Raw genomic sequence first — 21,459 nt, 5'->3', positions numbered from 1 at the left:
CGGCAAATAGCGGGCAGCATGAAAAAATGAGTTGGCTCGAACGTATCGTATTGAAGGGTGAGATTGTCACCCTGGAACCGCTTGTACCTGATCACATCGAGCCTTTGCGATGTGCGGTCAGGGATGGAGAGTTCTGGAAGCTCTGGTTTGCAAACGTGCCTTCGCCCGCGCAGATGGAAAACTATGTGATCGCTGCCATTGAAAATGCTGAAAAAGGAAACATCGCGTTTGCAGTGAGACTGAATGCGACAGATGGAATAGTGGGTACGACCCGTTTCTATAACGTGGATGAAGCGAACAGGCGTCCCATGCTCGGCTACACCTGGTATGCGAAATCAGTCTGTAAAACAGGGGTGAACACCGAAAGCAAGCTGTTATTGCTCCAGCATGTCTTTGAGAAAAAGAAAGCGATAGCGGTAGAGTTCAGAACACATTTTTTCAACCAGGTCTCGAGGACCGCAATTGAACGCCTGGGTGCGAAACAGGATGGGATATTGCGCAACCACCAGATCATGCGTGATGGCTCCATCCGCGATACTGTCGTTTATTCGATCCTCCACCATGAATGGCCGTCAGTGAAGAACAACCTGCTGAACAAACTCTCGTCTGATCAGGGGAATCCCCCGCCCGAATAATATATTGCATTATTATTAGATATATCGCAGGCTCCAGTCCTTCCAGCAGGAACTTCAAAAGCGGGCAAACCCTCCAAGCTTAGGGCGGCTCAATCGTATATCAGTCGCCATCACCATCAAGGAATACAAAATGGGGAGCAGGCATGAATCGACGAAAACTGCTGGGATTGCTTGGGATAACCGGAATCGGCATGGCAGGACGACATTCATCCGTCCATGCCGGAAGTGAGGAGGTAGCCCGTAAAATGATTTCATGCGTGGTAACACCCCAACAAACGGAAGGTCCTTATTTCGTCGATGAGCGCCTGCACCGTTCAGACATTCGATCCGATCCTTCCGATGGCTCGGTAAAGGACGGCTTTCCGCTTGCACTCGAAATGCGCGTTTTCACGGTGGGCAACGAGGGTACGGGCAGGTGCCTGCCGCTTGCCAATGCCATAGTCGACATCTGGCATTGCGATGCGCAGGGAATCTATTCTGATGTCGAGGACAGGAATTTCAATACAGTAGGAAAGAAGTTCCTGCGCGGCTATCAGGTAACGGACAGGAACGGCAGCGTGCGTTTTATCACCATTTATCCAGGGTGGTATCCTGGCAGAACTGTTCATATTCATTTCAAGATACGTACCGATTCCGGTTATACGCGCGGCCGCGAATTTACATCGCAACTCTACTTCGATGATGCGATTACCGATAAGGTGCACGCGCAACCCCCTTATGCGGAACATGCGAGAAAGGGTTCATATCAGCAGAGAACCAGGAATGAAGATGACAGCATTTATCTCAAGGGTGGAAGGCAGCTGATGCTCAAGCTTGCCGAAGCAGAGACAGGCTATGCGACTGCATTCGATGTGGGGCTGGAAGCGGAGAAAAGAGATTGAAGAAGGCACAGGACCCTATACCCTTGTGGGAGAGGGAAGCCTACGCTCAGACCAGCTTGAACTCCGATTCCTGACGGCGCGCCCGCTGACCCAGCGATGCCTGAATCGCATCGTCCACTGTTTCCAGAAAAACGAACTCCAATGTGGAACGCGCTGTTTCAGGCACCTCACGCAGGTCTTTCTCATTACGCGCAGGCAGCAGCACCCTGCGCAGGCCCGCCCGCTGGGCGGCAAGCACCTTCTCCTTGATACCTCCCACCGGCAGTACCATCCCTCGCAGGCTGATCTCTCCCGTCATCGCCACATCGTGGTGTACCGGCCGGTTGGTAAATAGCGAAGCAAGCGCTATAAACATCGCCACGCCCGCACTGGGGCCATCTTTAGGGATAGCACCGGCCGGCACGTGCACGTGCACGTCGATGCCTTCAAACAAAGATGCGGAAATGTGAAGACTGTCTGCCCGGCCTTTCAACAACGTAAGCGCCGCCTGGGCGCTTTCCTTCATCACACCGCCAAGCTGCCCGGTCAAAATAAGCTGTCCGCGTCCGCTCACCCGTGTTGCTTCAATAAAAAGAATGTCGCCGCCTACGGGCGTCCAGGCAAGTCCCGTCGCAACCCCGGGCAGACTGGTACGCAGCCCGGTCTCATGCTCGAATTTGGCAGGCCCGAGAATAGCATCCAGGTCTGCGGCCTCCACCCGCACCTTGACCTGCGCATCCGAGGCAACCCGCATGGCTGCATGCCGCATGACCCGCCCGATCTCCCGTTCGAGTTGCCGTACTCCCGCCTCACGGGTGTAATTGGCGATGATACCATCGAGCGCTTCCACCATTATCTCGCACTGATCCTCGTTCAGGCCATTGGCCTCACGTTGACGGCTTACGAGATAACGCTGCGCGATCTGAAGCTTCTCCTCCCGGGTGTAGCCCGGGAGATCAATAATCTCCATCCGGTCGCGCACCGGAGGCGGCACGTTGTCAATAACATTCGCCGTGGCGATGAAAACAACACGACTCAAATCGAAGGGCACTCCCAGGTAATTGTCCCGGAACGTGGAATTCTGCTCGGGATCCAGCACCTCTAGCAGAGCCGCCGATGGGTCGCCATGGAGGCTGGCTGACATCTTATCCACCTCATCGAGCATCATCACGCAGTTTCGTGCGGCAGCCTTGCGCAGGCTCTGCACAATGTTGCCCGGCATGGCGCCAATGTAGGTGCGGCGATGACCTCGCATTTCCGCCTCGTCATGCACGCCTCCCAACGACACCCGCACGAAGGGCCGCTGCAGTGCCCGTGCGATGCTCTGACCGAGCGAAGTCTTGCCTACCCCGGGTGGCCCGACAAAACACAAGATAGGAGCACGCCCTTGCGGCTTCAACTTCTGAACGGCCAGGAATTCAATAATGCGCTGCTTGACGCGCTCCAGCCCGAAATGATCGTGTTCGAGAATCCGGCGTGCGGCATCGAGGTCGATGGGTGCATCTTCCGGAAGCTTCCAGGGCAGCTCTGTCATCCATTCAAGGTAAGTGTGCAGCATCGAATACTCGCTTGAAGCCGGAGGCATGCGCTTTAAGCGCTGCAATTCCTTTCTGGCCTGCGCCTCGATCTCTTCCGGCATGCCAGCCTTGGCGACCGCTTCATCCAGCTTCTCTATTTCCTGGTCGTCCCCCTCCGTCTCGCCGAGTTCCTTCTGGATCGTCTTCAATTGCTCCCGCAACAGAAACTTGCGTTCGCGGTCTTCCAGATGCTCCTTGGTACGCTCACCAATCTCCTGGGATAATCTCAGCACCTCGATGCGGCGCGACAAAATCTGGAGCACCTTGCGCAGCCGCTCCTCGGTACTGACCGTTTCAAGCAGCATCTGCTTCTCCGCAACTTCGGTATCGAGCAGGCTTGCCGCGATATCAGCCAGATGCGAAGGGGCACGGGTAGCTTGTAACGCATGCGCCAGCTCTGCCGGTACACCCGGCAGCAGAGAAAGAATCTCCACCGTGCGCTCCCGCAATTGCATCGCCAGGGCCTCAGCCTCCGTCGATACCTCATCGGGTTCCGCAATAAGTCGCACACGGGCAGCGAGAAAAGGATGGTCCTCGATTATTTCCTCGATGGAAAAGCGGCCCAATCCCTGACAGACGGCATGCCGCAGCCCATCGGACGAGGCAAGATGCCGCACAACGTTCACCACGGTACCTACATTAAACAGCGCATCCTGCCCCGGCTCATCCACGGCAGGATCTTTCTGCAGGATGATGCCCAGGGGCCGTTTAGGATCGAGCACATGCTCCAGTGCAGCAATGGATTTGGCACGACCCACGGTGATTGCAGTCAGAACATGCGGGAATAGCACTATATTGCGCATGGGTATGAGAGCAATCACATCCTGAGGCAATTCCGGCTTGGCTACAATAAGCTCTCCCATAGCGGTCTCTCTGTAGAAACATTCGAGGAATCGGCTGAGCAATCCGTATAGTTCTCCGGCTCATACGCGCTCAATAGCTTTGGCAATCTGGCTGCAATACCACAGCAAGGCCACCTATTCTCTTTAGTCTAGCACCGGACGGCTGAGGGTCAACTTCTTATGCCCGTTGATGGACTGGCGTCGGTATCTTCATCCAGCAAGTTTCCTGTCAGGTGGGGGAAAAAGCGGGGGAATTGTGAGCGGCTTTCAGGAGGCAAATATACTGGAACAGATCACTCAAACATTGACGGGAAGAACGCCTGGCAAGATAGAATCACTGCAGGAGCATCGGGAGATGTTCCGATGTATTACCTTTTCTCAACCGATAACCCACATTGCTGCTGGGACAATCAAATGAACAGATACTTAGTCCAGCTAGACTTCATCTCCTTTATAAAATTCAACTCGTTGTCGTTCTGTTGCGCCAATACGCTGTTTTCTCCTTTCAACGCACTTTTCACTTTTGAAAGCAGCGGGATCGGTAGAGCGCTGCTCGCTCTCTTTTTAGCTCCGTTCGCCGGCCTGCTTCTGGGGGCAGTCTTTGGTATTCTTGCATATCCACTTTACCGGTTTCTGACCTCCCGTAGCGAGTTTCTGGCTGCTTTGTCAGGCAGATTTCAGGAAATATCGGACGAGACTCCGGAGGAATCTCTTCCTGACAAATAGCGTTTACAACATTCCTCGCATGCGTTCTGCCTTTTACAGCGTTAGGGGGATGAGGGCAGATGATATTCCACATCGAAATATAAACCATACGATCTTTTCCAATAGGAGTCTTCATTGAAAATCAAAGCTACCGTTGAAGAAGTATTGTCCCGCATTCCCGGTCCGGTAACCGTGGAATGGCCAATGGGAGAACGTTTTGCCGTTGCGCTGGCACATGGCACCATGTCCGTCGAATATTACGCTCCCGTCGGGCATGATCCGCAAACACCGCACGAGCAGGATGAAGTCTATTTCGTCCATCGGGGAACGGGTGAACTGATGATTGAAGGGGAGCGTTATCCATTCAAAGAGGGCGACTGTCTTTTTGTACCCGCCAACGTTGAGCACCGGTTCGAGAATTTCTCAAGCGATTTCGGAACCTGGGTAGTATTCTGGGGACCCAAAGGAGGAGAGAAAGGTGTTGACCTCCCCTGAAGAACTTTCCTGACCGAACGTCTGGCCAACGTTTGATCGACTACACCGATACAGCGGGAGTATCAATATAAAGGTCTATTGTCCAACCTCAAAAGCTGCTGACTGAGGCAGCAGGAATACCTTATTCCCCACGCCGATTGCGCAGCTTTTTGAACGGCCAAATCTTTCATAAACTGGAGCAAATCTCTTTTTTCGCTTTTTCGGCTTGCCCCCAGCAACCGAACCAATCGGCAGAACTTTTAAACCTTCGAAATGATAGGGTTCTCCACTCTATGCATTGATCCGAACATTTGCGAAAGCTACTTGGCCTGTATGCGTTTGCAGCCCAACATAACCTGAATTGGGATCAACGCTGGGCGGATTCCCTCTAGCAGTATCGGAAGGGCTACGCTTAAACCGGGTTACCTCCTGACCGTTGAGCCGAACCACGTAATCCTGCTTTTTTACCTCGATTTCGTAGCGATGCCACTGCCGTGCCGCAAGAGAGATGTTGTTTTGGTAATTCTGCTGTCCTACGCCGGTCCCCAATGACTTGATTTTATAAATTGCCCCGGTTCTCGCAAAAAATGAACCGTCGGGCTCGCCAAAACGCGTATCACCACGCGCTTCTTCATCGATCTGGATTTCAAATCCAGTATGAACCGCAACGAAAGCGGCATTGCCTGCAGGATCGACCGGATCGGGGGCAGGATCAGGCAGCCGTGGATCGCGGAACCGAATGAAGACACCTGAGTTATCGCTGTTATTGCCTCGGGGATGAGGAAGAAGAAAATCGAGGCGCAGTGTGAAATCCTCAAAGGGTTTTGGCTTGTAGAAGAGCAAACCCATGCCTTTTTCATTCTGCTGGGCAATTATCGTGCGACCAAATCGGGAGAACGAGCCTCCCCCAGCCATCTCCCAATTCGCGAACTGCACATCGCTCCCGTCGAATAGATACGTGAAACCTGGTTCCGATACCACGAGTGGCGGCTCCGGCATCAAGTGATCTCCTAGCCGGCGGACCAGGGCAATGCCTGTGAGCATCGGGTTTGGTGAACCGATGGTAGGAAAGAGTGCGGGTCCAGCGACATAAGTGTTTGTCACATTATGAAAACGGCAATCGGGATCGGTCACCGATTTTTTCGCGTCCTCTCCCATTCGCAATGTTCCAGCTTCATGATGTGTCGTGCCCAAGCCATCGCGGCGGCCCGGACCGGCCTGATCAGAGAATTTATATGGCAGAACCGTTGCGAGTGAGCTCGGGTCAACGTCCTTAATCACGTTCTTGCCCTTGATGACATCGATTTTGTGCCCATTGGCAAAGATTTTCACGACCTCGTCCGACGCCTTATCCATCGCATCCCACAGTTCGTAGTCGCGAGAGCTTGGCTGGAGGTTCACAAATGCTCGCCGTGCCTGAAACTCGTCTTTTTGTTGTGGATCAAGATCGAGCGTAACCGAGTTGCTGAAGTCATTGTCGTTCTTGGGTCCCATCTCACCGATGCCGCGAATTGTAATGACGACGTGTGTGTCAGTCGCATTCTTGTGTGCATCGAACAAGTCAATGTCCGGGATTTTCTTAAACAGTTCAGCTTCAGAATTGGTCCCGTTGGTGCCCAGACCTGACGCAGTAATCTGGAAATGGAAGTGTGCAAAGCCATCTGAGGAACCATCGGCCTTCTTGAACTCATGTCGGCCTTTTACAAAAAGTGCCGACGCTTCGAGGGCTTTGACCGCCGTTGGCAGCGCTGCCAGTGCGGCGCGGGGAACTCGAAAATCGACATTCGAGCGTAAATGGGCTATCAGATTCCTGCCGATTTTTCCATCCGTCCCAAAGGAGGTTAGCGCAAGGCGAGCGCTCTCGATCGTGCCGAGAGCAATGATGACTTTGCTGTCCGGGGAAACCGGCAGCACTCCCCGCTCGGTAACGATCTCGCTCACGCGTCTACCCCCTTCGGTATTGACAGTGTTGAGCTGGGTAACGTGGCAGCGTTCCACGACCATTAGCCGTTTTTTTACGTCATCAAGCCGATTTATTACTCCATCGAACGGGGTTTGGCTTGCCGCCTCGCGGGCTGCTTTCATGAGTAGCGGAACAGCGCTGAATTTGTTAAACGGAAAAAATCCGGCGTGGCCCACTTGTCCCTGCACGGCCAACGGTGCTTCAAGTTTTGCCTCATCACGGAGTTTCTGGATAGAAGGCGGCGGGCTCGGCAATTTATCGATGCCAAGCAGCTTGGCCAGATCGTCGATTGTTACTGGAGTGTTGCCATAATAGACTGCGGGATGGTCGGGCAGCAACGCAAGATCATATACCTCAGGGATCGAGGAGAGACCCCCGAACAGCTGCTGCCGCATCGCCCGGTGCAAATCGCCAAAAATGAAATCATTCGTCTCTGTGACGCCGATCTGATCGCTTGATTGCCGGAAATAACCCTTTCGGCCGTCTGACAGAGCTTTTGCCGTTAAATCGTCGAGCACCTCTTTTGGCCAAACGTCTTTTGGCATTTCTGCGTCGAGCAATCGGGGCGACCAACCACCCCAGTAAATCGAGCGTCCGCCCAGACAGTAAGCAAGCCCAGGAAAACCGAAAGGATCACTTGAATTCCAGGCAAGGCCCCAGACTTCGCCTTGCAGCGAATGATCCTTGCGCGCGCCCGCAGTATCGAGGCCGAGCATTGGTAGATTCTGCACGTGTTCCGGTAGGAGGAAGGGGCCCGCCTCGAGCACGAGAATACGCTCACTGCGCTGAGTGCTTCGGAACCACAGATGTTCAGCAATAGCCGCGCCAAATGTGCCGCCACCAATTATGATGAAATCAAACGGCCGAAGATCGCTTCGAGCATACAGGCCGGCAGCGGCACGGGCGTTTGGATCTATAGTAACGAGCGCTTCGTCAAAGGTATTGCAGTCGTAACGTCCGAGAACATCGCAGGTAAAGGCGGTGTTGTAGTCGGGGGCGATAAGTGGCATGGCGGTTTGCTCCTATATTTGATATGCATAGAATTTTGATATTCGTAGAATTTTTTTAGTTCTATCGAACAGGGCGCCATACAGTTCTAGTTCTGATCTCCGCTCAACGATATCCTGGTCGCTGTTTGTTTTTTTATCATCCAATGCATAGCTGTGTTCGACACCATCATTTTATTTTGTGTTATTAAAACTAGTTTATGAGCAGCGAATGTCAAGGAAAGGTATGAGCACAATGAGAAGAAAGATTGGATTGTGGAGCAGAAGTTTTATTGCTGGAAGAAGCAGTATGGGGACCCCAGTCGGTCCAGGTGCGCGAAACGAACAAACATTGGCACTACCGGCTTCAAGGGTATAGAATTCCTTTTCCCGTTTTTCTTATGCCATGAACAGAATCATGCCCAGGCACCGTATCCATTTCGTCATGCTCATGCTGTTCGTCAGCATGATGACAAACGCCTTGAGCTGGGCATTTAATGGGGAAGTCTTTGCGCATGAGCTTGATCATGCGCATCACGTTCTGTCCCTGGATCCGACGGCTCACCTCGAAGCCCATCAGCATGCCCTGCGTGACGACAAAGGTCATCTGGATGCCGCGACACATCTGTGCCTGCACGCAGCCGGGCAATATCAGCCCTTTTTCCTGACAGCACCCCTCATGGTGGCAGCTTCCACTGCTGAGGAAGTCATAACAGGATTCGTCATTGTCACTATTCCCGAATCCATCCCAGATTCACCTCTTCACCCCCCCCGCAGAATCTCTTAAGCCAAGTCGCCGGGTAGCCAAGCGTGACATGGTCCAAACTCGAAACCTGTTAGCCCTGAATTAACGCCGGACGCCTTCTGGTTTATCTGGCCAGCTTTTCGCAGGGTAAATGGTTTCTATATTGCACCCTGAACCCTCGGGCATACCTGTTCCGGTACTTGTTTAACCCGAGAACGGTCGATCCCCGATAAGGCTGTCTTGAGCATCCGTTGCATCCGTTTGGCCCCTGCTCGGCCCTTGAAGCGAGTCCTGAACAAATTCGACCTTTCGATCTTGGCCAGGATGTCCTGAGCCTGTTAGAGGGTTCGGGGGCGAACAGGAGGCTAAGGACCCAGGGCGAAACCGCTATTTATGTAATCAGCTACAGGTTAGGCGTTTCCCTTGATTACTCGCGGAGAAATCTCCATGAATTTTCATGTGTTGCTCATCATCAGGCAGTGTGTGCGTGTGGGAGCCATGCTTGTCCTTGCGATGACTTGCTTGCCGTCAGCAGGTGCTGACAGCTCTTTTACGGGCATTCGTGCGATTGAGGGCACGCGCTTTCCCAATGCTGCTGGTCCTGGAGTCAAGAGCAATCTCACCCTGCGGGATGCGGTGCGGCTCACACTTCAACACAACCCCGAACTGGCCTCCTTCGATAAGGAGATGCGCGCCCTGGAGGGTGTTACGTTACAGGCCGGATTGTTGCGCAACCCTCAGTTGTCGGTGGACGTCGACAATGCCGGAAACATGGGGAACGAAAACGGACAAAGAGCCATCAAGCAAAATGTCGAGCAGCAGGATTTGATCATTCGCATCAGCCAATTGATCGAGCTGGGAGGAAAACGTGCAGCGCGGGTAAATGCTGCGTCGCTCGGGCAAGCACTGGCGGGCAAGGACTTCGAAACCAAACGGCTCGAACTCGTCGCACGGGTAGCGAACGTATTTACAGAGGTGCTGGCGGGGCAGGAGCAGTTGCGGCTGGCCGAGGAGAGCCAGAGGCTGGCACAGCAGGTGGTGGATACTGTCAGGCACCGGGTGCAGGCGGGAAAAGTACCGCCGATAGAAGAGACTAAAGCGGGGGTGGCATTTTCCACGACGCGAATTGCTCTGGGACAGGCACAACGCGAACTGGCCGCCGCGCGCAAACGCCTTGCGCTGCTATGGGGTGACAATTCGCCTCAGTTTGGGGAAGCGCTAGGAGCTCTGGAATCGATGGTCGTCCTGCCTGATTTAGCCACATTGACCGAGCGAGTCTTATCGAACCCCATAGCGGATCGCGCCAGAAAAGGCATTGAACATCGCAAAGCGTTGCTCGAAGTGGAGCAATCCCGTCGCATTCCCGATATCACCCTTGCGGGCGGCATGATCAAGCATTGGGAATCAGGGGGAACGACTGCAATCGTAGGTATCTCCATGCCGCTGCAATTATTCGACCGGAACCAGGGAAACCTGCGGGAAGCCTATCAACGCCTGGATAAGGCACAGGATGAGCAAGCCGCGACAGACCTGCGCCTCAAGGCAGAGCTGGTACAAGCCTACGAATCGTTGACAGCAGTCGAAAACGAGATATCAATATTGCGCGGGGAGATATTGCCTGCGGCCCGAAGTGCTTTCGATGTGACGAACAAGGGTTATGAGTTCGGCAAATTCGGCTTTCTTGAAGTGCTCGACGCACAGCGCACCTTGTTTCAGAACCAGATTCTGTATGTGCGGGCGCTCGCCAACTACCAGCGCCTTGTCAATGAAATCGAACGTTTGATTGCGGCCCCCCTCGATGGTGTTGCCAGGCAGGATACCGATGAACCGGCCTATTCCGATTTTACGGATGATAAGGAGTAGAAGTGAATAACAGGAAGAAACTGATTCCGATCCTTTCCGTAATCGCCGTAGGAATTGCACTCGGCGGGTTGATACTCAGCTCCGACAAGACTTCGCAATCCATCTCCGGAGATTCCGCAGCTCATCCCGCTCATGAAGCACCGGCGGTCGAAGGCAAGGCATCATCGAACTATCGGGAGGGACCCAAAGGCGGAAAGCTTTTTACCGAAGGTGGAACAGACGGCTTTGGCCTGGAGGTGACTATTTTTGAGGCCAACGTACCGCCACGCTTCAGGCTCTATCTATATGAAAAGAGCAAGCCCCTTCCACCCGCCGCTGCCAAGGTCATCATGACATTGTCACGCCTTGGGGCACCCGTGCAGGTATTCAAATTCACGCCTGAGGCTGATTATCTGGTGAGCGATCAGATAGTAGAGGAACCGCATTCGTTTGATGCCGTGATTACTGCTCAATGGAAAGGCAAGACAATCCACTGGGAATACAGTCAGGTCGAGGCCAGGGTGGAAATGCCGGACGAGATGCTGAAAGGCGCCGGCATCGAAATACGCACGGCCGGCCCGGCAATCATCAAACCCCTGCTCAAGCTGCCTGGGGAGATCATCTTCAATGAGCATACCATCGTGCAGGTGGTACCCCGCCTCCCGGGAATAGTCACCGCGGTGAAGCGTCATCACGGCCAGCAGGTGCAGAAAGGAGAGATTCTTGTGGTGATAGAGAGCCAGATGCTGGCTGAACTGCGTAGCCAGTACCGGGTAGCCAAGAAGCGGCTCGGTCTGGCACAAACGACCTATGAGCGCGAACGGCAGCTGTGGGAAGAAAAAATCTCTGCCAAGCAGGACTACCTCGTGGCCCAGGAACTGCTGAATGAGGCCGAGATTGCATTGGACCTGGCTGCAGTCAAGCTGCAGTCGCTTGGAGTGCAGCCGGAAGCGCCGGCTTCTTCCGGCAATCTGGCCAGCTATGAAGTCCGTGCGCCGATATCCGGGCTCATCATTGACAAGACTGTCGCCCTCGGCCAGACGCTGAAGGAAGATGAACATATTTTTGTTATTGCCGATGTTTCGACAGTATGGGCCGGCATCACGATTTATCCAAAAGATCTGGATGTAGTCAAGGTCGGGCAAAAAGCAACCGTCAGGGCAACGGCGTCGAATCTGGAGGGAGAAGGCGTTGTTATCTACATCACTACTCTGATCGGCGGCCAGACCCGTACCGCCACGGCGCGGCTCGCCCTGCAAAACAGGGAGGGAAAATGGCGCCCCGGGATGTTTGTAACTGCCGAAATGGTGGCCGCAGAAATTCCCGTACCGGTTGCCGTATCTGCCGATGCGCTCCAGACACTTCATGACTCGACTGTAGTATTCGGGCGTTATGGTGAATATTTCGAAGCGCGGCCGCTGGAACTGGGACGTAGCGACGGCAAGACGATCGAGGTTCTCCGGGGCTTGGAGGCAGGAGAGCAATACGCGGCAGGCAACAGCTTTGCGATCAAAGCCGAGCTGGGTAAATCGGGGGCTACCCATGAGCACTAGATCCGGGTCAGGCAGGTCAAGTAAGGGCTCCATCCCTCTTGATCAAATAGATCAGTTTCACCGGCATCATGATTGAGCGCATCCTCGAACTCTCCATTCAGCGGCGCGTCCTGGTTCTGATGGCCGTGCTGACGATGGGCGCCGTGGGAATCCATAGTTACCAGAAGCTCCCAATCGACGCCGTGCCCGACATAACCAACGTGCAGGTACAGATCAATACACGGGCAACCGGGTATACCCCGATCGAGGTTGAACAACGCGTCACGTTCCCGATCGAGATGATCATGGCGGGACTCCCCAATCTCGCGTACACCCGCTCGCTTTCCCGCTACGGCCTCTCGCAGGTTACGGTTATTTTTGAGGACGGCACGGATATCTACCTCGCTCGCCAGTTGATCGACCAGAGGCTGCAGGAAGCCAAAGAGCGTTTACCGATTGATGTGGAAACGACCATGGGACCGATCTCGACCGGCCTGGGCGAGATTTTCATGTGGTCTGTCAATGCAAAAAAGGATGCGCGAAAGCCTGACGGGTCGCCATACAGCATCACCGACCTGCGGGAAATCCAGGATTGGATCATCCGGCCGCAGCTGCGCATGGTACCGGGTGTCACGGAAATAAACGCTGTCGGAGGTTTCGTCAAGCAATTCCATGTCGCGCCCTACCCCCAAAAGCTGATCTCTTTCGGATTGACACTGAATGACGTCATCGTCGCACTGCGCCTCAATAATCTCAATGTCGGCGCCGGATATATCGAGAAAAGCGGCGAACAGTACCTGGTGCGAGTGCCGGGACAGGTGGCAAACCTGGAAGAGATCGGCAATATTACCCTTGGGTCCCGCTTGGGGATACCCATACGCATCAAGGACGTGGCCGATGTGCTGATAGGACGGGAATTGCGCACGGGTGCCGCGACCCAGAATGGGCAAGAGACTGTGATCGGCACCGCCCACATGCTGATCGGGGAAAACAGTCGTGTCGTTTCCCAGGCGGTCGCAAAAAAACTTGCCGAAATCAACCGGAATCTACCGAGAGGTGTCGAAGCGATTGCTGTCTATGATCGGACGACGCTCGTGGACAAGACGATCAGGACGGTTGCCACCAACCTGTTTGAAGGCGCGATACTGGTCATCGTCGTGCTGTTCCTTTTCCTTGGCAATCTGCGTGCGGCCGTCATCACTTCGCTCGTGATTCCCCTCTCGATGCTGTTCACTTTTACCGGAATGGTCGCCAATGGCGTCAGCGCCAATCTGATGAGCCTGGGGGCACTCGATTTCGGCCTCATCGTGGACGGCGCCATCGTCATCGTGGAAAACAGCATGCGCCGGCTGGCTCATGAGCAGGGGCGGCTGGGGCGGGAACTCTCATTGAACGAGCGTCTCGCGGTGGTATTCGACGCGACCAGGGAAGCGCGGCGTGTGCTCATTTATGGCGAGCTCATCATCATGGTGGTTTATCTTCCCGTCTTCACCCTTTCAGGAGTGGAAGGGAAAATGTTCCACCCAATGGCCTATACGGTATTAACCGCCCTGCTAGGGGCGATGATTCTTTCCATAACGTTTATCCCGGCGGCGATTGCACTCTTCCTGACTGGAAAGGTGAGAGAAAAGGAAAATGCGGTGGTTGCGTGGGCAAAGAAAGCCTATCTGCCGGTTCTCAACGCCGTAATGAGAAACCAGGGCCTCACCGTCACGACCTCCGTTGTGATTGTTGCATTGAGCGGCCTGCTGACCACAAAAATGGGTACAGAGTTCGTACCCAGCCTCAATGAGGGAGATATCGCGCTGCACGCGATCCGCATTCCCGGTACCAGCCTGACCACGGCGATCGAGATGCAGCATGAAGTGGAGGAGACGATCAAGGCATTTCCCGAGGTGGAGCGTGTTTTCACCAAGATCGGAACTGCCGAGATTGCAACCGACCCCATGCCGCCGAACGTGGCGGACATCTTCGTCATACTGAAACCCCAGTCACAATGGCGGAAACAATATTCCACGAAGGCAGATCTTATTGTTGCACTGGAGCAGGCAGTAGGCCAGGTACCGGGCAACAATTATGAATTTACCCAGCCCATCCAAATGCGATTCAATGAGTTGCTGTCCGGTGTGCGAGCGGACGTCGCGGTAAAGGTATTCGGTGATGACATGGACACCCTATTCCGGGTGGCAGACCAGATCGAGCATCTGCTCGAGACTGTTCCGGGCGCGGCGGATGTAAAAATCGAGCAACTTACCGGCCTGCCGGTGCTGACCGTTCAGCCTGACCGTGTAAAGCTTGCCCGTTATGGATTGAATGTTGCGGATATACAGGATGCAGTAGCGGTTGCCATTGGTGGAAAAAACGCCGGGACCATTTTCGAGGGCGACCGCCGCTTCGAGTTGCAGGTGCGGCTCCCGGAACAGTTGCGCGCCGATCCTGACGCACTCAGGCGATTGCCCATCGGTATTCCCCTGCAGGGACCGTCAACCGGAAATCCGCAAAGCCAGACAGCCACCGGGAGCCCCCAAAGCCAGGCATCAACCGGAGGCCCGCAAAGCCAGGCACCTGTCGGCATGACCACCTACGTTACCCTCGGCGAAGTTGCCACTGTCGAAGTTCTCCAGGGACCCAACCAGGTGAGCCGGGAAAACGGCAAGCGCCGGGCTGTCGTTACGGCAAATGTACGAGGGAGGGATCTTGGTTCCTTTGTCGAAGAAGCGGAAGCATTGGTGGTGAAGCAAGTGCCAATTCCTTCCGGATACTGGCTTACCTGGGGTGGGCAGTTCGAGCAACTGGTTTCCGCGGCGAAGCGGTTACAAATAGCAATTCCCCTGGCGCTTGGGCTGATCCTGATGCTGCTTTACACCATGTTCGGTAATTTTCGGGACGGGCTGTTGATGTTCACCGGTGTTCCCTTTGCCCTCAGTGGCGGTTTAGTGGCATTGTGGTTGCGGGACATCCCCTTGTCCATTTCCGCTGCGGTCGGGTTCATTGCTCTGTCTGGTGTCGCCGTGCTGAACGGCCTCGTGATGCTGTCGTTCATACGGGATTTGCGTGCGCAAGGCCGGTCGCTGGAAGATGCCATCAAGGAAGGAGCACTCGCGAGATTGCGGCCGGTATTGATGACAGCCCTGGTGGCTGCCCTCGGGTTTGTTCCCATGGCCCTGGCTACAAGTATAGGGGCAGAAGTGCAGCGGCCACTGGCAACGGTGGTCATTGGAGGAATTCTCTCATCCACGGCGCTGACACTGCTGGTACTACCGGTGCTGTACCATCTCGTCCATGGAAGAGACGCGCTCTATCCCGCCGGGACAAGTTGAAATAACGTCGGTTTCCCTATTTTTGGTCCAACTGTCGCGGCTCCATTCCTAAAAATGACCTACCACACGTTCGTGATTTCAAACGGATCAATCATGTGAGTGAACATCGACCCGGATATTTCACCAAACCGGCCTGAGAATTGTAGAAAGCCGCATGAACATGAGTATTTGATCAACCAAGTGAGCCCAGTTTGTCTCATCACCCTTCACGGGCGCTGGCAGGTGTTTTACGGCATCTTTGCCCTCCCGCGTCGCGCCGATAGACTCGGCTATTGGTTTGGAGCGGGATATACAAATCTACTCCAAAACACCTCGTCATTATCCCGTGATCCGGTGAAATATCCGGGTTAATAGCGAGCATCACCGGCTCTACACCCGCTCCTTTCTTCCTCCTTATCAATTTCCCTTCCCCATTTTGGTATGGGTCAAATTGCAACGGTGCGTGAACATCCAGCTCCTGTCACCTGTCGGGCCTTTTGCTGCTGCTGTTTTTAGGGTGACAGTCTCCTTCCCGCTTCCACTTCCACTTCCGGATAAAAATTTCCCCGGTTTTTATTCCCGCTAAACCTGCCCGTTCAAGGATTTGGTTGAGCTTGCTTGCGGGATGGGGTGTGCTAAACATAAAAAAGGCGAGGGTTGGTGAGTACTTTCCTGGCTCAAGCTGCTTCGGGCTGCATGGAAGGTTATAACTTTAGATTCAGGAGAAAGTGTTGCAACCTACCGAACTCGTCAAGCTCACCAGATTGATGGAGCGTACCCACGGCAGTTCCGATATCAGGATCGGGCTCATCGACGGACCTGTCGCCATCAGTCATGCAGATCTGACAAACGGACGTCTTCAGGAGATATCCGGAAATAACGGGGCGAGCTGTACCAGGAACAATAGCAATGCCTGCCTGCACGGAACCTTCATCGCCGGTATCCTCGCGGCCAGGCGCACTTCGCCCGCGCCTGCCATTTGTCCCGATTGTACGCTCCTTATTCGCCCGATTTTCAGCGAAAGCACCTCCGGACGCGAGCACATGCCTAGTGCCACTCCACAGGAGCTGGCAGGGGCAATCTTTGACTGCATCAATGCGGGAGCGCGCGTTATCAACCTGAGTCTGGCCCTGGCACAGCCCTCGACGAGGGAAGAGAAGCTGCTGGATGAAGCATTCAATCGGGCACTCAGCCGGGGTGTATTGATTACTGCTGCAGCAGGCAATCAGGGCATACTGGGCAGTTCCGTCATTACTCGCCATCCGTGGGTTATTCCGGTTGTGGCTTGCGATTTGCGCGGCTATCCGATCAACGAGTCCAATCTCGGCAGCACGATTGGAACACGCGGCTTGAGCGCGCCGGGCGACAACATCACCGGCCTCGGCGCTGAGGGACAAATCCTCACTATGGGCGGTACAAGTGTCGCTGTGCCTTTTGTCACCGGCGCCATTGCGCTGTTGTGGTCGCAGTTTCCTGACGCCACGGCAGCCCAGATCAAGCTCGCCCTCATGTCCCAACCTCAAAACTTTCGGCAAGCAACCACGAGGCAAACCGGAGGCGACCGCATGCAGCTCCATCTCCCACGTCGGGGTTCGGTGGTTCCACCCCTGCTGGATGCCGAGTCGGCCTGGCAAATACTGTCCACAGTAAATACAAGGAGGCAAACAGCGTGACTGGAAATGATATCAACGTAAATCCGGGTCGCGGGAACGCAAGCGAAAGGAATGCAAATGACGGAAGCGATAAAAACCCGGTTAAACGTGAAAGCGTTGCAGATACAAGCAAGCAAGCCGCTCACCGCGTGCGCCTGCCCGGTTTCATTACCGATGAGGAGATCGGGCTCGGTGATGCGATCAAGCACGCCGCCACTTATTTCGAATGAAACCCTGCGGAGGCTGCGAACGGCGGGCAGCTGCGCTCAACCGCTGGCTCGCTTTTACACCCCGCGGCCGGAAGTAAAAGTATGGCAAGAGAAGTAGAAGGTCATTTTAGAGAAGATTTTCAGCTTTTTAACGCTGTTGGCACTATCAAGTTAAGGGAGAAGCAATATGAGCGAACAAACTATGATGGCGGAGCCAGTCGAAAGCACAACAGGCCAACCGATCCAGGCAAGGCCTGATTCGGCCTCGAACGCAATGATCTCTCCCCAGATGGGAGGAGGCTGCGGTTGTAACGGAACTCGCATGAGTCAAAGTCCGGGCGGCACAGAAGGCATGAATGCGAATGGCGGCATGAATGGCTTTGTTTATGCCATAGGACGAGTGGAAGCGCGTTTTCCTAATCTGAGTGTGGAAAAAGAATTTGCGCAGGCGACCGGGCGTGCGGAAACCGCTGGCAAAACCGATCAGCAGGCCTTCCATGAAGTCCTGTCCCAGCGGCAGAACCGGTATCTGGTGCGGCAACTGTGCTGGGTGCTGACGGTACAGGGACTAGAAACCTACCTTCTGGTTCCCCGTGATCCTGCCGACGTCGATATGTTGATCGATGCCATCCGGCCTGCACCTGCTCCCCAGGATATCGATGTGGTCATCGGAATGCGCGGTCCCATTGCTCCGCCGGAGATGTGTAACGGGCTGATGGTGCCGGTAGTGGTATTCGACCAGATCTACTCCTTTGGACGAGATGAATTGATCAGGGCAATCCCGAAACCGGAGAAAATGGCCAAGGAGCGATTTGGCTCCGCTGCCGAGGAGTTGTTTGACCGGATCATGCACATGACCGATAACGCAGGCGCCACGGATGAACATCGGGCGTTGAACTACCTTGCCATGCGCTATCCCGCCATTTATGCCAAGGCGGCGGAAGAGTTCGCGGAAGATCATTCCCTGACGGGCGTGGAGGTGCGTCCCTCGGCCTTGAGCAGCGGGCGCAACATCGTCGAGGTCATTTTCTCCTATACCAACCGCAATACCGATTTTACCGAGAAATACTTCGTGCGCGTGGATGTGACTGAGGAGTTTCCTTTCCTCGTCACCAAGATCTCTCCGTACTATGAACGTTGATTTTAAAGAAGGAGGTGTGAAAATGAATATGCCAGGATTTACTGCTGAAGCCTCGCTTCGTCGCACAAATACTATCGCTCGGCGGTTGCCCGGGCCAATGCATCGGGCAGAGGGATCAGTTATCCCTCAACGTATAAAGCTGCAGGAGTGGACATGCGACTGTGATGCTGCAACCGACATCTGTATCTGTAGATCGGAACATGGCGCCATACGGGCAATTCATGCGGTATTGGGCGAGCTTTAGGGAAGTATCGCTGCACTCATTGAAAAGGAGATACATCATGAACATACCAGGATTTACCGCGGAGTCATCGGTTTACAAAACAACCGGGAATTATTTCAAGAGTAAGCAGGGCTCCGTGAATAACACTGCGGTGATTCCGCAAATGATGCGAACGATAGATCTCGGGCCCGGATGTACGCTGTTTTGCGATTGCAATCCTGCATCCGGAGCTTGTAGCTGTGACGCGACCTTGTGCCCCTTCCTTCCATGGGGACCTGTCCGTGAAAGGTTTTGAGGAAGCTATCAGAACTGATGTGATGAGTGATCACCTCCGCAGCCGTGCGGAGGTGGCCGAAAAGGGTGCAGAAGGGCACAGGAGGCGATTCCCTGACGGGGAGGGAATGCTGCTGTACTCGCCTGTCACCCTATTAGAACCTGTTGAATCCCGGAGGCAGGAAATGAGTATGCCAGGATTTACTGCGGGGGATGCGCTCCCCCGGACTACCGTGCAATACCATTCGATTACAAGCCCGATTGGAAGCACAAGCCGACAGGCAATAACCCCACAGCAGGGGGCAACTTCTGTCTCTCGAAGTTTTTTTCGTTGCAGTCGATGCGTACGGGGCCAGCAATTCTGCTGTCCGCCGCCCGGCGTGGGCGCGCCCTGTTATATCCGGCGATGCAGGAGTCGATACGACACTTATCAGGGGGGATGAAAAAACTGAAAACCAGGCGGGGTTTGAGCGAGGCTTGCTGGTTTTTCAATTTTGAATTGGGCGGAGTTGATTGCAGAAGACATAGGACATAGCAGGAACCCGCCTGCCTCCGGCTATGCTTCGCAGTCGCTTTACGCCATGCCTTGCTGCCTGCCGACCATCCGATCCGCTTGAGCCGAGAGGATTTCTTCCCCACCGTGCCATAACGGATGAAATGTTTTCATCCTAAGTGCTTCAAAATATCAGGGAATTCAGGAATTAGGTTAAAATAATCCTTTAACCATCCAGGACGCCAATTTGATGAAAAAACTTCGCGTCCCTCATCGCACCAAGTCTGCGCGCGTGGTTCAGGAGCTTGTTCGCCTGGCTGCGGGACTTGCCGCCTCTGGCAGCCGCGTAGAAGACGCCTTCTGGGAGAATCGCCTTGCGGCAAAAATACATGCCCAACTGCGTACGGGGGACGATCAGAATCTCGAATCTGCGTTGGATCAGCTTTATGACACTGATCCTGGAGGCTACAGTGAATTCATGTATGCCATCGAAGCCGCGATAGAATGCAGCATATTCACGCGAGGGGATCACACTTACGACGTTTTAATGTTTGCTGTACCGATGCTCACCTGGTCACGTTTTTCGATTCCCTCGGGACCACTAGCAGAATCCGTGCTTTCCGAACTCCGGGGTCAGTTGCAGGTACAGGTGTTGGCGGACGATGCCCAGCTTGCGCTTGCGGATTGTCTTTTCAGCCCCGATCAATTGCCAAGAGGCTATCATCTTACACATGAACTGGCTCGCAAACTCTGGTCGACAGCAGTGACAGGACAACGCGATTTGCATATGAACCCACGGCAGCTTGCTGAAACGGGGCGATTTCTTTCTGATACCCGTTATCTCCTCGGCGGGATCGCGGTACCTCAGGGAAAACCCATGTTCCGCTGGCAGCAAGGCAACACGGGCGAACACAAGGGCAGCAACGTTTCCGCTCTCCAGTTCTCCAAAGAGCAGATACTGCACGCATGGCAGACTCACGGTACTGCGGTGCTGCTGCCGCTATTCCAGGGCTGTGCGTTTGAACTGCTGATGCCGGATGGCTTTTTTTCAGCATGGCGCGCGGCGGACCGCCTGGCCCGTCCCTATTCGGTACGTGCCACGGTTGATTTTCTGGAAACCACTCTGGGCATTTCCCCAGACAGATTGCGTGCAGTGATCGCACCTTTCTATGATCAGTGGCTGGAGGAATACCGCATTGGTTTCACCCTCAAGGATCGGGAAAACGTGCTCTACGGCATCATCTGGGGACTGGTAGGGGATGAGGATGAAAATACGGATAGCGTCGCTCAGATCGAGGCAGCGCTGCGGGAATGCGGAGTGACACAAACCATCCTGCTGCAAGAGCATTTTCTTCTGGAGTACTGCGAAGAATGCGGGGGACCCCTGTTTCCCAACGCGAATGGTGAAATCGTGCATGCAGAATTCCCGGAAGAAGGTGAAGTAGCGCCCATACACCTGCATTGAGAATGTTCATCATCTTATTCAGGAGCATCAATTTTTTCCGGAAGGGGAATCATGAGCGGCAAGCTTGTTAAATCCGACCAGGAGTGGAAAAACCAGCTGACCCCGCAGCAGTATCGTGTATGCCGCGAAAAAGGGACGGAAGGGGCATTCACAGGGGAATACTGGAACTGCCACGATCAGGGGGTGTATCGTTGCGCTTGCTGCGGCGCCGCCTTGTTTGACTCGGATACCAAATTCGATTCCGGTACGGGATGGCCTTCTTTCTGGCAGCCTACCCGGTCGGAAAATGTCGTCAATCAGGAAGATAACAGCCATTTCATGCGGCGGGTAGAAGTGTTGTGCGCCCGCTGCGACGCGCACCTCGGTCACGTATTCGAGGACGGTCCTGCTCCGACCGGGCTGCGCTACTGCATCAATTCCGCTTCCCTCAAGCTCGATCGAGATTCTTCGAAGACTGAATAAACGGGCAGCAAGGGAAGTTAAATGGGACGCAATGCGCTTTGCCAATTGCGCCTTGCACTCCCAAATAGCTGTGCCGCTCAA

Annotated in this window: 15 protein-coding genes; 13 read left to right on the top strand and 2 right to left on the bottom strand. The window is 54.4% G+C overall.

Annotation, left to right across the window (positions count from 1 at the left end):
• Positions 1-26: 26 nt before the first annotated feature.
• A complete protein-coding gene (locus tag BMW46_RS01390; RefSeq protein ID WP_074703887.1) occupies positions 27-635 on the top strand; it encodes a GNAT family N-acetyltransferase in 609 nt (202 codons plus the stop codon).
• 143 nt (positions 636-778) lie between these two features.
• Positions 779-1,516, top strand: coding sequence for an intradiol ring-cleavage dioxygenase (locus BMW46_RS01385; protein WP_074703885.1), 738 nt, complete (start codon positions 779-781; stop codon positions 1,514-1,516).
• 46 nt (positions 1,517-1,562) lie between these two features.
• Here the strand turns inward: BMW46_RS01385 and lon are convergent, their stop codons facing one another.
• Entirely contained in the window at positions 1,563-3,935 is a 2,373-nt protein-coding gene (gene lon / locus BMW46_RS01380) for an endopeptidase La (protein WP_074703883.1), read from the bottom strand.
• 393 nt (positions 3,936-4,328) lie between these two features.
• On the opposite strand from lon, the gene BMW46_RS01375 reads away from it, so the two are divergent.
• Complete coding sequence (locus BMW46_RS01375; protein WP_139176738.1) at positions 4,329-4,640, top strand: hypothetical protein; 312 nt, start codon at positions 4,329-4,331, stop codon at positions 4,638-4,640.
• A 114-nt stretch (positions 4,641-4,754) separates the two neighbouring features.
• On the top strand, positions 4,755-5,114 hold the full coding sequence (locus BMW46_RS01370) for a cupin domain-containing protein (RefSeq protein WP_074703879.1): 360 nt from the start codon (positions 4,755-4,757) through the stop codon (positions 5,112-5,114).
• Positions 5,115-5,384: 270 nt separating this feature from the next.
• On the opposite strand, the gene BMW46_RS01365 is transcribed toward BMW46_RS01370, so the two are convergent.
• Complete coding sequence (locus BMW46_RS01365) at positions 5,385-8,066, bottom strand: 3-keto-alpha-glucoside-1,2-lyase-like domain-containing protein (RefSeq protein WP_074703878.1); 2,682 nt, start codon at positions 8,064-8,066, stop codon at positions 5,385-5,387.
• A 394-nt stretch (positions 8,067-8,460) separates the two neighbouring features.
• Here BMW46_RS01365 and BMW46_RS01360 point away from each other — a divergent pair, with 394 nt between their 5' ends.
• From BMW46_RS01360 to msrB, 9 genes are all read left to right on the top strand, one after another.
• Complete coding sequence (locus BMW46_RS01360) at positions 8,461-8,829, top strand: hypothetical protein (protein ID WP_074703876.1); 369 nt, start codon at positions 8,461-8,463, stop codon at positions 8,827-8,829.
• 405 nt (positions 8,830-9,234) lie between these two features.
• Entirely contained in the window at positions 9,235-10,650 is a 1,416-nt protein-coding gene (locus tag BMW46_RS01355; protein WP_074703875.1) for a TolC family protein, read from the top strand.
• Between the two features lie 2 nt (positions 10,651-10,652).
• Complete coding sequence (locus BMW46_RS01350; protein ID WP_074703874.1) at positions 10,653-12,182, top strand: efflux RND transporter periplasmic adaptor subunit; 1,530 nt, start codon at positions 10,653-10,655, stop codon at positions 12,180-12,182.
• A 68-nt stretch (positions 12,183-12,250) separates the two neighbouring features.
• Positions 12,251-15,481 carry an efflux RND transporter permease subunit gene (locus BMW46_RS01345; protein ID WP_074703873.1) on the top strand — a complete coding sequence of 1,077 codons (3,231 nt, stop codon included), beginning with the start codon at positions 12,251-12,253 and terminating at the stop codon, positions 15,479-15,481.
• Positions 15,482-16,191: 710 nt separating this feature from the next.
• Positions 16,192-17,133: a S8 family peptidase gene (locus BMW46_RS01340; RefSeq protein WP_074703872.1), complete on the top strand. Its 942-nt coding sequence runs from the start codon at positions 16,192-16,194 to the stop codon at positions 17,131-17,133.
• Positions 17,130-17,342, top strand: a complete 213-nt coding sequence (locus BMW46_RS15280; RefSeq protein WP_177171006.1) for a hypothetical protein — start codon at positions 17,130-17,132, stop codon at positions 17,340-17,342. The genes BMW46_RS01340 and BMW46_RS15280 overlap by 4 nt, the downstream gene beginning before the upstream one ends.
• 166 nt (positions 17,343-17,508) lie before the next feature.
• Positions 17,509-18,462, top strand: a complete 954-nt coding sequence (locus tag BMW46_RS01335) for a cyanobactin maturation protease PatG family protein (protein ID WP_074703871.1) — start codon at positions 17,509-17,511, stop codon at positions 18,460-18,462.
• Positions 18,463-19,701: 1,239 nt separating this feature from the next.
• Positions 19,702-20,916, top strand: a complete 1,215-nt coding sequence (locus BMW46_RS01330; protein WP_074703870.1) for a DUF2863 family protein — start codon at positions 19,702-19,704, stop codon at positions 20,914-20,916.
• A 51-nt stretch (positions 20,917-20,967) separates the two neighbouring features.
• Complete coding sequence (gene msrB, locus BMW46_RS01325; RefSeq protein WP_074703869.1) at positions 20,968-21,378, top strand: peptide-methionine (R)-S-oxide reductase MsrB; 411 nt, start codon at positions 20,968-20,970, stop codon at positions 21,376-21,378.
• The last annotated feature ends 81 nt before the right edge of the window (positions 21,379-21,459 follow it).

Origin of the sequence: Nitrosospira multiformis (assembly GCF_900111585.1) — a bacterium.
Taxonomy (GTDB): domain Bacteria; phylum Pseudomonadota; class Gammaproteobacteria; order Burkholderiales; family Nitrosomonadaceae; genus Nitrosospira; species Nitrosospira multiformis_B.
Note: the sequence above shows the minus strand (reverse complement) of the source record. Positions and strands in the feature narration are given on the sequence as shown.